Source organism: Sphingobacterium thalpophilum, assembly GCF_038396785.1.
In the GTDB taxonomy this organism is placed as follows: Bacteria; Bacteroidota; Bacteroidia; order Sphingobacteriales; family Sphingobacteriaceae; genus Sphingobacterium; species Sphingobacterium thalpophilum_A.
The window spans coordinates 328,499-341,522 of the sequence record NZ_CP151087.1; the positions used below are offsets into that span (position 1 = coordinate 328,499).

A 13,024-nucleotide genomic window follows, 5' to 3' on the forward strand; every position below is an offset into this window, starting at 1 on the left:
TAACTTTTTTTGGCATTATGGACTTTTTTATACGCTCCATGTTATTTGAGTTTGGGAGGACCAGATAACATGGAGCGACGTTTGGAATTCTTTTTTCGGAAAGCAAAGAAATACTTAAAACTTAAAACCAGAAAAAAAGCCGGGCTTTTTCCAGGTACGTAAGACCGTTGCAAAAGTGTTTGGTTTTTATTTTATTGATATTCAAGTTTTTAATTTGTTTCTTGTTGATTTTCGTTATATTTAAGGTATGGAAAAGACAGAAAAAGTTAGCTTTGTTGATTACATGGTTCAAAGACGGAAAATCAAGCAGGAATTCTTCGATCAGATCAATACATTGGTAAATTGGCGTCCGATTTCAAATATTATCAACAAGCATTACCACAAAGGGGAAAGCAAAATGTGACGCCCTAGTTATTCTGGTCTTGTCCTCTTCAAAATGACACTTCTACAGACCTGGTATGGTCTGAGTGACTACGAAGTAGAAGACCGTATAAACGACAGTATCTCCTTTAGTCGCTTTGTTGGCATCAGTTTGGACGATTCGGTTCCCGATCACAGTGTTATTAGCCGTTTTCGCAGCTCGCTGACAGAAAAGGGTGTTTATGAGAATCTATTCAAGGAGCTGAACAAGCAGTTGAATAAACATAAAATATTGGTAAAACGTGGAGCTATCGTTGATGCCAGTATTGTTGATTCTCCGCTAAAACCAAAAGGCAAAGTTATTTACGAGATCGAAAGTGACCGTAGTGAACATCCTCGCTAAGATTCTGAGCTGGATAAAGAGAATAGTGAACAGTTATTGATCCAACAAGAGAGCCCGGGTGTTGACCATGAAGCTCGTTGGATAAAGAAGGCTGGGAAAACACGTTATGGCTATAAAAAGCATTATGTCACCGATACAGAAGGCCTGGTTCTGGGCGTGGTAACCACTCCAGCAAATGTAAATGAAATTGCCAATCTTCAACAGGTAATATCTTCGGCTGACCTTCCAAAGGGCATCCATATCTATGCTGACAAGGGATATCGTTCCTCTAAAAATGAGGAATTGATCAAATCAGGAAAGCTAAAAAGCAGGATCTTGCATAAGGCAAAGAAAGGAACAGCGTTAACCGAAAGAGAGAAGTTAAGAAACAAACTGATCGGCAAGATCAGGTTCAAAGTTGAACGGACCTTCGGGAGCATCCGGCGATGGTTCAACTCAAGCTGTGCAAGGTATAAGGGGATCGCCAAAATGCATACACAAAATCTAATGGAAGCCATGGCGTACAATCTTTACAGATCACCTGGGATACTTGTGTCCAATGCAATAAAAAACACAAATTAAGCAGTTGAAAAGGCCTCAAAAAGAGGATTTTTCAAGAAAACGCAACTAGATTTCCGAATCCAAATCGGAAAAAACTGCAAAAAAAAGCAAAAATAACCGATCAGAAAATATCAACATTATTTTGCAACGGTCTTATATTATGAACGCTAATTTAGATTGGATTAAATGATTGAGACTATTGTCCATACAGAAGCCGATTATACCTATACTTTATTGAGAATTGTTGAGGGTGTGATTATATTTCCCTATGGCATGCAAAAACTATTTGGATGGTTTGAGGATTTTGGCGGAGGTGTAGGTATTAGAGAAACACTTAGTACAATGAAATCAAAGAATATCCCTGTTACGTTGGGATGGTTGGTTATTTTAAGTCAATCTATTGGAAGTATATTGCTTATAGCAGGCTGTTTGGGGAGACTTGCTGCAGGTGCTAATATCATTATTTTCCTGGGCGCGGTTTCTTTCCACATTTCAGAAGGCTGGACCATGAACTGGACTGGGAGGAAGAAAGGAGAAGGTATCGAATATTTTGTTCTTCTCCTGTCTATTTTGCTCATCGTTGCTATTAAAGGAAGTGGTGCTTTATCTATCGATCTATGGTTCTCTATAGAAGAGTAATCAATACTTTATCACTTTAATCGTTAATCTATTTTCATCCGTATAGAATAGAAAGGAATGAAAGTTTGGAAATTTTTTTGTGATAAACGATAGATTTATAGTAATATTGTAATTGATAGATTTTATCATAAGTTACTGAAAAAACAGTGCTGTATGAAATATTCTTTGCTGTCAGCTGGACTGGCTAAGGGATTAATGTTCCTTAGTTTGATCCATTAAAACGCTGAAGAAAACCCTACCAACTAAGAGATTTTTTGTATGTTTGACCTATTACAATTATAATCTAATAAACTATGGCTTACCTATCCGAGAGTTTGTTCAGTGAGCTTTTTTTTCAATATTATGATAAAATTTATACCGGTCTGTATAAAAAGACAAATTCACATGAGATCGCACAAGATCTTACACAAATAACATTTCTCAATATCTGGAAATACAAAGATTCATTTAAATCAGATTTTCCGGTAGATGTTCAAATTTATAGGAAGGCAAAACTTGTTTTTATCGATTGGTTGCGAAAAGAGGCAAATCAAAGGGCATTGATGAATGAGCTGAGAGCAGATCTTCCAACCTCCATTCAAAATTCGTCAATAGAACTCCGTGAGGAACTTAATCAGGCCATGTTGAAACTCCCAAAGATGCGACGTAAGGTCTTCGAACTTGCCTATATCGAAGGTTACTCACATAAAGAAATAGCCGAACAGCTTAACATTTCTGTTAAAACGGTAGATGCCCACGTCTACCAGTCTCTCCAACAGCTCAGAAAGATTTTAGCATACCTCAATCTATGTTTTATACTGTTTTTAAAATAAAATATTTATCTGAAATACAGTCTGTTATCAATTTATTGTATTCAATTTCAAAAAGGAATAGGTAATAACTGATTTTGAAACGAATAATAGGTAAAACAGTTTAAAACAAACAAGTAATGTCGAATCAGAAGTATACTTCCCAAGAAATTGACCAATTTTTGGCAAACCAGTGTACAGCCGAAGAAGCGAAGTCAATTGCTCGCTACTTGGAGGAGAACACAGAGGAGCTGGATAAAATCGAAATCTTCGAACATCTTGTAGAAGAGGAAATGATCGTTATTGCCGCTGATCAAAAAGAACTGTTTTTAGGAACATTAATTCAGCCGAATAAAATTGTACCACTATGGAGGAAATATCTCGCAGTAGCCAGTCTTATTGCTGTTTTTCTAACAAGTGTATTCTTAATTTATAGGCTTCAGAATGATAGCGTCCCTATAAAATCAAAAGATGAAATAAATTATGTAGAAATAGCAAATCAGTCTTTACAAGATACATTGATCATCTTGCCAGACCATTCACGTATCTTAATGAACCCAAAGTCTAAACTCAGGTACCCATTTGATTTTAAAACAAATAGAAGTATCCGGCAATTAGCTGGAAGTATCCTTTATAAAGTAGCTAAGGACAGTGTCCATCCATTTCGTGTAAATTTAGATGATATTGTCACACAAGCTGTCGGAACAGAATTTTGGGTTTCAAAGCAACACAATGAGATTGCCATTACTCTTTTGGAGGGAAGGGTGAAACTTAATTCACTTGATCCTTATTACGAATTAAAAGATCTCTATTTAGAGCCGGGACAAATCTGTAAAATCGATAAAAATAACCGCAAATTGAATATTGCACAACTTGTAACAACGCATCATACAGCTTCTGTACCAAATAGGTCACAAAGGCCATATTTCGGACAGGGTCTTGAAGGTGTCACATGGTCAACTGATGAAGTGGTTTTTGATCAGGTACAGCTAAATCGACTCATTGGTCAACTGGAGCAACAGTATCATGTAAAAATAAATGTCGATGGTGTCAATCTTCAAAAGCAATCATTTACCGGGCGTGTATTTGTAACAGATTCTTTAGAGACCCTTTTACAGGCTATCTGTGAAATAAATAATCTAGATTATAGCATTAAAAACAAGACATATTATATTAAACCTAAATCCAAGAACAAATAGATAATCCTAAAAATTAAGTAAACCTTTTATGAACTATAGAAATTTTAAATCAGGAGCATTGACCATGCTTTTACTGAGCGGGGGAACTTTGCTTTATGCGCAGCAACGAATACAAGTCAATGGAAAAGTATTGTCAAAAGATGGTGTTTCACTTCCAGGAACAAGTATCACTGTAAAAGACAATCGGACTGGTCAAAAAGCAATTTTTTCAGCCGGCGACAAAGGACTATTTCAATTGAAAAATATAAAAGTCAACGAATTATATAACCTTTATTTTGAGCACCTTGGATATTTGCCCGATTCTGTGACCAATTTTAGAGTGTATGGTAATGAAAATAATGCCTTACTGATCCGATTGATAGCCAAGGAGCAGCGATTGGATGATGTGATAGTGATCGGCTACGGTACGCAAAGTAAAAGTAATATTACCGGAGCTATATCTTCTGTAAAAGCAAAAGATCTGGTGGACATGCCCGTAAGCAGACTGGAGGATGCATTAAAAGGGCGGGCTTCAGGAGTCAATATTACGGCCAATTCCGGTTTACCTGGAACAACTTCCACGGTTAATATCAGAGGTATTACCTCAATTAATGGCGGCAATCCGCTCTATGTGGTCGACGGGATCCCTGTAGAGGGCGGAATAGATTATTTAAATCCTTCAGATATAGCATCAATTGAAGTACTCAAAGATGGAGCATCCGCTGCAATTTATGGTACAAAAGCTGGTGCCGGGGTTATTATCGTATCCACAAAAAAGGGGGCGATAGGCAAAATAAAATTGAATTTTAACGGATATTATGGTTTCCAGCAACCTGAAAGAAGAGTGAAGGTCGCAACAGGGGAGCAGTATGCAATTTTGCGAAATGAATCCTTTTTAGCAGCCAACCCAGATAAACCGCTCTTGTTTTCTGATCCAAAGTCGTTTGGGAGAGGCACGGACTGGCAAGACCAGATATTTAATAATTCGGCTCCGATTAGCAATCAGGAATTAAGCATCAATGGCGGAAACGATAAATCTACTTTTTATATTTCTGCTGGTCACTATGCACAGGACGGTATTGTATTATCCGATATTTCCAAATACAGACGATATACCATGCGCATTAATTCGTCTCATAAAATATTTGATTGGCTTACTTTTTCAGAAAATATTTCCTACGCAAAAACTAAAAATAAAATAGAAGTTTCTGAAAATAACTATTTGGGAGGTACACCGCTTATTTCCGCATTGAATTTAGATCCATTGACACCAGTCGTTGTTACCGATCCCAAACAAATAAATGCTGAGCCCTATCTTTCCAATAAAGATCTTTTGATGTACGATAATAGTGGAAACCCCTATGGCATATCAAAATATGTCAAGGAAATGGCCAATCCTTTAGCCTATGCAAAAACCAAAGCTGGAAATTTTTATTGGGGAGATAAGTTTGCAGGGAGCGCTTTTTTGGAGGCAGAACCAATTAAAGATCTAAAATTGCGGTCTACGATCGGCTTTGATTACGCCTTCTGGGGGATGGAAGCATTTAATCCAAGATATTACCTCAACGAGGTCTTTTCCAATCGGGGGAGCAATAGCTATAATCGGGACATGAATAAGGCATTAACTTGGATCTGGACAAATACCATGAACTATGAACGAAGATTTGGCTTACATCAGGCAACCATATTATTGGGTACAGAAGCCATCGATAGGTCTGCCCAGTTTGGACTAAATGGTAATTTCCTTAATTTGCCAGTGGACAATTTCAAAGATGCCAGTCTAAATTTTCCGACGATTCCATCCAATACCGTTGCAACAGGCTGGGAAGCTCAGCCCTATACAATGGCCTCCTATTTTGTCAGAGGTACTTATAATTATGACGGTCGTTATCTATTTACAGGCGTAGTTCGTCGTGATGGTTCGAGCCATTTTGGACGAAATAATCTATATGCTACTTTTCCCGCAGTTTCGTTGGGTTGGGTTTTGTCCAAGGAACCCTTTTTGAAAAATAGTACAGTGGTTAATTTTCTCAAACTTAGGGTTGGCTATGGCGTTACAGGCAATGAAAATATAGCTCCATTTTTATTTGTTTCAACGGTTGGCGGAGCGGGAATGTACGTGGTCGGTGATAAAATAGAAGTAGGGAATGCACCTCAGGCTCCGGCAAACCAAGATTTAAAATGGGAACGGATTGCTCAGAGTAATATCGGTCTGGATGGTAAGCTATTTGACTATTTCAATTTCAGTATTGATTACTATCAGAAGAAAACATCCGATATGTTATTGGCTGTTACATTACCATCTTATTTAGGAGCGACAGCTAGCCCTTACGGTAATATTGCTTCAATGCGGAATAATGGTGTAGAGGTAGAGCTGGGATATCAACGAAATCTTGGTGGTGTGGGAATTGATGTTTCAGGAAATGCGTCCTATGTCCGTAACGAGATAACAGATTTAGGAGTCAACGCCTTCTTCGCAGGAGCCGGTTTTCAGGCGGCATCCTATGAAATAAGTCGTAAAATGGTGGGGCAGCCGATGAATTTCTTTTATGGTTTTCAAAACATGGGGATTTTTCAATCAGCGACAGAAGTAGATCAATATCGGAGTGCTAAGGGTGAGTTGATTCAACCGGAAGCAAAACCTGGCGATTTCAAATGGGCAGATTTGAACCAAAATGGCAAAATAGATGCTGATGACCGTACCTATCTGGGGGACCCAACACCACATTGGACCTTTGGCTTGAATCTGGGACTAAAATATAAAGACTTTGATATGAAGATTTTTGGCCAGGGTGTCGCTGGTAACAAAATTTTTCAACAGTTACGGCGGCTAGACCTAGCTAACGCCAACTATATGGCCGCTGCATTGGACCGTTGGACAGGCCCGGGCACGAGTGATCAATATCCCCGGTTAACAGATAACGATTTGAATGGAAACTTCACCAATCCAAGTTCATTTTATCTGCATAATGGTGCCTTTTTTAGAATTAAGACATTGCAACTAGGTTATAATTTCCCTACCACACTTTTGGAGAAGATCAACATGAGCCATGCAAGAGTTTATCTCAGCGGTAATAACCTCTTCACGTTCACGGAGTATGATGGTTATGACCCCGAAATAGGGGGTGGTTTATTTGGGATCGACCGTGGAATATACCCACAGGCACGCTCATTCACATTAGGTTTAAATATTACATTTTAATTTTCAACACAATGAAAAGAGATAATAAAATACAACTAATCATTTTGCTCTTGACCCTGTTTTTCTTTGAAAGCTGTTCGAAAGGTTTTTTAATAGATGATCCTAAAGGGAAAAAACTGGAAACCAATTATTTCAAGACGAGTGAGGAGCTTTACAGCGGATTAATAGCTGCTTATTCCGTATTGTCCAGAGAGATTTCAGATAGATCAAGTAGCTGGTATAACAGTAAGTTGGTGCCGTTAAATGCGGCATCAGATGAATGTTATGCCGGCGGTGGAAATTCGAGTGACCAACCCGCATGGCAGGCCATGTCGAACTATAAGACATTGACCCCTACAGTCGGGCCTCAATCCGGATTCTGGGGAAATAATTTCGATGGTATATACCGATCCAATCTTGTGATCGAGAAAGCTCAGGAAAATATAGCTGATCTAACAGACGCAAATAGAAGTCGCTTTGTTGCGGAAGCAAAATTTCTGAGAGCCTATTTCTATTTTGAATTAGTACGGTTATTTAAAAATGTACCCTTAATTCTCGGTCCTATTTCCGCGGATAAATGGTATACCATTGCGCAGGTTCCAGCTGGTGAAACTTATGCTCAAATTGAGAAAGATCTTAAGGAATCCATAACCATTCTTCCGGAAGTTTTGCCCACAACGGAAAATGGACGAGCGACCCGTGGGGCCGCGATGGCCTTATTGGGCAAAGTGATCTTATTTCAAAATAAAGAGGACCGAATGTATGAAGCAGCCGAATATTTTGAAAAGGTGTCTGGCTCGGGGCATTATCAGCTGCTTACAAAGTATGGGGAAATTTTTGATCCAACTCATAAATTCAACGCTGAATCAATTTTAGAGATCCCACATACAAATGCACAAAACGCCACCTGGGAACATGGGTATATTCTAGGTAATATTTACCCTACAATTATCGGTCCCCGTGCATATTCCGGACCGATTTACTTTAGTGGTGGTTATGGGTTTAATCCCATTATTGAAAAGTTTGCATTGGAGATGAAAGGAGATCCACGCTATCCTTATACCATTGCAAATATAGATAGCCTAGTCAAAAATAATGTCGGTGCAAGCTATAGTCAGGGATATCAAAACTCGGGTTATTTTATACAAAAATTTGCACCATTAAAGAAGTTTGAATCCACTACGGGGATTGCAGAGATAAATTGGCCAAATAATTATATCGAAATACGATTAGCCGATGTCTATTTAATGGCAGCTGAAGCCTTGTTGCGTTCGGGGCGGCCAACTGTAGGAAGCCATTCTGCGCAGTGGTTTTTGGATCAGGTTAGAAAAAGAGTGAATTTGGTCAGTATTCCCGCCACACTTGACAATATCTATCAGGAGAGAAAACTGGAGTTAGCAACCGAGGGGCATCGATGGTATGATCTTGTGAGAACCGGAAAGGCAAAAGGAGCCCTGGCATTTAAAGGATTTGAATTGAACAAAAACGAAATTTTGCCTATTCCATTGAATGAACTAAACAATACCAAAATAAAACAAAACCCAAATTATTAAATTATGAAAACACTTAAATTGAGCTTATTGAGTATGGCTATTGGCAGCCTGCTTATTGCTGGCGCATGTCAAAAGGAAATCGCTACCATTGGATCCCCTACAAAGGGTGACTTCGATGTTATTCAGCGAGATGACAATCATTTTGTACTGATCAACAAAACAAAAGGGAGTAATATTTCCACCTGGAATATTCCAAATTTAGGAAAAAGCTTTCAGGGAGATTCTGTATCACTTTATATTGGTGGATCGGGCACTTATGATGTGTTGCTATATCCTGCTACAAAGGGTGGGATAGACTCTGTTGTGAAACAGATAAAAGTTGCGAAAAATGATCCCGTACTATTTAAGAAACAAAGCGATATTGTCGTATCGGGCTGGTACAATGATGGCTGGAATGCGGAGAGCCATCAAATATATATGAATAATAATACATTGTTTTCGGAAGTCAATCCCTATTGGTACAATTTGGGAACAGGAACTGATGCAATAGGTAAAACAGTCGCAGATGGTTCAATCTACGAGCGTAGTTATGCATTCAATGCAAGTATGATAACCCAGGTGCGTAATAAAGGCGATCTATTTATCCCTACAGTGGGTGATATGTCAACAGGTCAGTTAAATACGATTTTGTCTAATACAACAGCACGGCAAAATTTGATAAACAACCTCGTAAATAAAGCAATACAGCGTAACTATGATGGTTGGGACCTAAATTTTGAACATGCAAATGAAAGTGGTAAACAAGCTTTCTCATTGTTTGTCCATGATTTAGGTGCAGCTCTCCAAGCCCAAGGTAAAGTTTTGGATGTTACCATCGGCGGATTTGAAAATGCAACCAAAGAATCCTATTGGATATTTGATTATGATGGCTTGAATATTCCCCAGGTGAGATACATTAAAATCATGGCATATGATCAGTTTTTAGGCCCCAATCCGTCGCTCAACCCTGTTGGGGACATTAACTGGGTGGAAGATATTCTAAATTATGCGATAACGACTAGGGGAGTACCTGCAAAAAAAATAATATTAGGCATTGCCAATTATGGTTGGTCCTTTAAACAAAATCCTACAACGCAAAATATGGAAATTATTTATCCGTTTACGACTTATAGTCAATATATGGCGAAGGCAGGATTTGCGAGTTGGTATCAGCCTTGGTGTGAAGAGCTCTATGGCGAATGGACCGAAAACGGAATATATCATGCTGCATTTTTTAACAATGCAGAAAGTGTCGGTAAACGGCTTGCACTGGTAAATACCTATGGTATTGCAGGGGTTTGTTTTTGGGTTTTAGGACGTGAAGACGCTGCGATTTATTCGAATAAAATCCCTACTATTTTAGGTGCAGGACGGTAAACCGTAAAATTGCAGTTGCAAGAGTACAACAGCCAAATGAGCAAATCATTTGGCTGTTGTATTTCAGACCTTTGGTGGAGATTATAGATATATCAAGTTTAGAAATTTATTGTTTTTCGCTTCATTACTGTGTTGTCGATGACAAGCTCTCTTTTATATGCTTCAAAGGCAGCCCTGTCCCTGTGGCCAGTAAGGGTCATCACCTGGTTATCATCAAATCCTGCTGTGATCAGTGAAACGACCCGTGTGTGCTTCCAGGAATACAGCGTATAATTGTAGTCAAGTTTAAGTAGGTCTTTGATTTTTTGATATCTTCTCCTGAAATAATCCTCATAGACCTGTTCCTGTGAAATACGTTGTCCTTTTCCAAAGACAAAATAGTTGAGATCAGCCCTATCGATTCCCATTTCCAGTATAAGTTCATGGAGTTCATCACAGATCGGTACAAGTCTGTCGCCTGTCTTTCCGGTAGGTCCGGGAACCTTGATCTGTCGGGAATATAGATCGATATGCTGTACCTTTAGAAAACGGATCTCTTTTGGTCTCATACAGGAATAGAAGATCCATTTGGAATAATTGTAGAGTTCCTGATCTTTGATAAGTTCTGCTTTGACTTTTTCAGCAACGATAGGGGAGTAATACCTGTTTTTTTCAGCTCTATCTTTCTTGATGATCAGATCGGAAAGGTCTATTTCATATTTTATGCCACGGTTATGTTTCTTCTCCAGTTTGGCGATCCGGCCAAAGAACTGACTCATGAACTTCGCGTGATTGTTATATGTTCTGGGAGTCCATTCCTCTTCAAAGAAATAATAGTCCAGAAAATCCTGTATATGGAGATCATTTAATTCTGAGCAGGGGATATGGGGATCATCCATGGATTCCACATATTTTTTAAGATTGTTGAGGAAGGAGACATAGGTGCGTACCGTATTATTCTGTAATTCGCATTTTCGGCAGTATTCAAGAAATTTTTCTGTAGCTTCCGGTACCGACCATGGTTTTTGGGATTTTTCCTCCCTGTGGATGTTTAAGGTTCTTTCTTGTTCACTGATTTGGCTGCAAAGGATCTCTTCAGGCAGAAATGGGTTGAATCCGTAGGCCAGTACGTAATCTATGTCATCCCTGAGCTGCTGCGCGGCCAGTTCCTTTTCCTCAGGGTCATGGATGTAGTTGATTCCATCCCTGACATAGAATTTTCTGAATTTTCCCGCCTGGCCGGGGATCCGGTACTCATAAACGACTCTCCAGTCCCCATCTGCTGCCCTGACGATCCGCGCGTTCTTGAACTGTCTTGTCCTCATGAACCGCTTTCTGTAGGAATTTAAACTTGGTGCTGTTTTTGGGGATCAAGCAGAATTCTTGGGGGAATACAAAAAATTTCCTAGTTTAGTTTGTTTAATACAGATATCCCTTGCAAGACGCCGAACGTAAATTACTTTCCCTATTGATGCCCGAAGGGCTTTTAGAATACTTTCAGATTTTAGAAGTCGATCAGGTTGACAATCAGCTCCACATTTATTTAGTCTCTCCTTAAACCACCTATAATTTACTGATTATTAGTATTTTGGGTTTAAAATAGCTTGTTTTTTATTGCAAGAATTTGTATCTTAGAGCTTTAAAACCTTGCAAATATGTTGGGGAAAAATCCAGAAAAGAAGCCAGAATTATTTCGCCCAATGTTGGTGGATTTTATTGACCACGAGCATGAACTTGTTCTACTTTCAGAAAAAATAGATTGGAATTATTTTGAGAAAGAATTTTCGCCCTTGTATTCCAAAGTGGGCAATCCGAGCCATCCGATTCGGTTTATGGTGGGTTGTTTGCTACTGAAACATTTGTATAATTTGGGCGATGAGACGTTGGAAAAAGCCTGGATCATGAATCCTTATATGCAGCATTTTTGTGGCAGGGTTTTCTTTGAACACGAATTTCCTTGTGACCCGAGTAATTTTGTTCATTTCCGAAAAAGAATTGGCGAAAAAGGTATCGAAAAAATCTTTGCCTACAGCGTAAGAATGCACGATGCCAAGACGAACACCTCAAATTTTGTTTTGTCCGATACTACCGTTCAGGAGAATAATACCTCTTTTCCTACCGATGCAAAATTGTGCAAAAAAGTGATTGATTATTGCAACAAAATAGCCGGAAATGAAGGCATAAAACAAAGACAACGCTACACAAAAGTCAGCAAACAAATGGTGCGCAACACCTACAACGGAAAACATCCCAAGCGGGCAAAAGCGGCAAGGAAATCTCAAAGACAGCTCAAAACCATCGCCATGAGACTGATTCGTGAATTGCAACGGAATTTTAATGCAGAACAGCAAGAATTTTATAAAGATTTAATGACATTGTACACCAAGGTTGTCACACAAAAAAGAAACGATGCCGATAAAATTTACAGCATTCACAAGCCTTTTACCCGATGTATTGCCAAAGGAAAAGCGCATAGCCAGTATGAATTTGGGAATAAGGTAGGTTTGATAACCACCGCCAACAAAGGCAAGAAAATCATTCTCGGGATTAAAGCATTTTTGCAAACTCCTTACGATGGTCACACCATAGAACCACTTTTGGAACAGATGGAAACCGGTGGTCAAAAGCTCCCAAAAGAACTCCTTTACGATAGAGGTGGCAGAGGAAAATCAGAAATAAAGGGCGTGAAAATCTCCATCCCAAGCACTCCAAGAAAAAAAGACACTGCTTATCAAAAGCAGACAAAGCGCAAAAAATTTAGAACCAGAGCGGCAATAGAACCTATCATCGGACATTTAAAAACCGATTTTAGGCTGGCAAAAAATTACTTCATGGGAGAAACGGGACCACAAATCAATGCATTACTAGCTGCAACCGCTTGGAACATGAAGAAAATGATGGAACTACTGAAACAGAAAATTATTTTCTTATTTTATAAGATACAAATTATGCTGTTTTCTAATCCTGTTTTTAAAAATAAATTAAATAGTGGGTTTTGTTAAGGAACGACTAATTAAGTATTTGATTATTTTAAATAGAACGGGTCT

General features: G+C 38.8%; 9 protein-coding genes and 1 pseudogene. 9 read left to right on the top strand and 1 reads right to left on the bottom strand.

Translation table 11 applies throughout. The features are described 5' to 3' along the window. Nucleotides 1-283: 283 nt before the first annotated feature. From AACH28_RS01540 to AACH28_RS01570, 7 genes and pseudogenes are all read left to right on the top strand, one after another. Nucleotides 284-1,324: pseudogene (locus tag AACH28_RS01540) on the top strand (IS5 family transposase). Between the two features lie 165 nt (nt 1,325-1,489). Beyond that, nucleotides 1,490-1,942 carry a DoxX family protein gene (locus tag AACH28_RS01545; protein ID WP_341832044.1) on the top strand — a complete coding sequence of 151 codons (453 nt, stop codon included), beginning with the start codon at nt 1,490-1,492 and terminating at the stop codon, nt 1,940-1,942. Nucleotides 1,943-2,235: 293 nt separating this feature from the next. Then, nucleotides 2,236-2,754: a sigma-70 family RNA polymerase sigma factor gene (locus AACH28_RS01550; RefSeq protein WP_341832045.1), complete on the top strand. Its 519-nt coding sequence runs from the start codon at nt 2,236-2,238 to the stop codon at nt 2,752-2,754. A 116-nt stretch (nt 2,755-2,870) separates the two neighbouring features. After that, complete coding sequence (locus AACH28_RS01555) at nt 2,871-3,929, top strand: FecR family protein (protein ID WP_341832046.1); 1,059 nt, start codon at nt 2,871-2,873, stop codon at nt 3,927-3,929. A gap of 28 nt (nt 3,930-3,957) precedes the next feature. Further along, a complete protein-coding gene (locus AACH28_RS01560; protein ID WP_341832047.1) occupies nt 3,958-7,110 on the top strand; it encodes a TonB-dependent receptor in 3,153 nt (1,050 codons plus the stop codon). Nucleotides 7,111-7,121: 11 nt separating this feature from the next. Further along, a complete protein-coding gene (locus AACH28_RS01565; RefSeq protein ID WP_341832048.1) occupies nt 7,122-8,642 on the top strand; it encodes a RagB/SusD family nutrient uptake outer membrane protein in 1,521 nt (506 codons plus the stop codon). Nucleotides 8,643-8,645: 3 nt separating this feature from the next. Further along, a complete protein-coding gene (locus AACH28_RS01570) occupies nt 8,646-9,998 on the top strand; it encodes a glycosyl hydrolase family 18 protein (protein WP_341832049.1) in 1,353 nt (450 codons plus the stop codon). Between the two features lie 98 nt (nt 9,999-10,096). Here AACH28_RS01570 and AACH28_RS01575 read toward each other — a convergent pair whose 3' ends face one another. Further along, the gene (locus AACH28_RS01575; protein ID WP_341832050.1) at nt 10,097-11,302 is read right to left on the bottom strand and encodes a tyrosine-type recombinase/integrase; all 1,206 of its coding nucleotides are present in this window, start codon (nt 11,300-11,302) and stop codon (nt 10,097-10,099) included. A gap of 110 nt (nt 11,303-11,412) precedes the next feature. Here AACH28_RS01575 and AACH28_RS01580 point away from each other — a divergent pair, with 110 nt between their 5' ends. Continuing rightward, nucleotides 11,413-11,535 carry a hypothetical protein gene (locus AACH28_RS01580; RefSeq protein ID WP_341832051.1) on the top strand — a complete coding sequence of 41 codons (123 nt, stop codon included), beginning with the start codon at nt 11,413-11,415 and terminating at the stop codon, nt 11,533-11,535. A 97-nt stretch (nt 11,536-11,632) separates the two neighbouring features. Beyond that, nucleotides 11,633-12,979: an IS5 family transposase gene (locus tag AACH28_RS01585; protein ID WP_112373584.1), complete on the top strand. Its 1,347-nt coding sequence runs from the start codon at nt 11,633-11,635 to the stop codon at nt 12,977-12,979. Nucleotides 12,980-13,024: the final 45 nt, after the last annotated feature.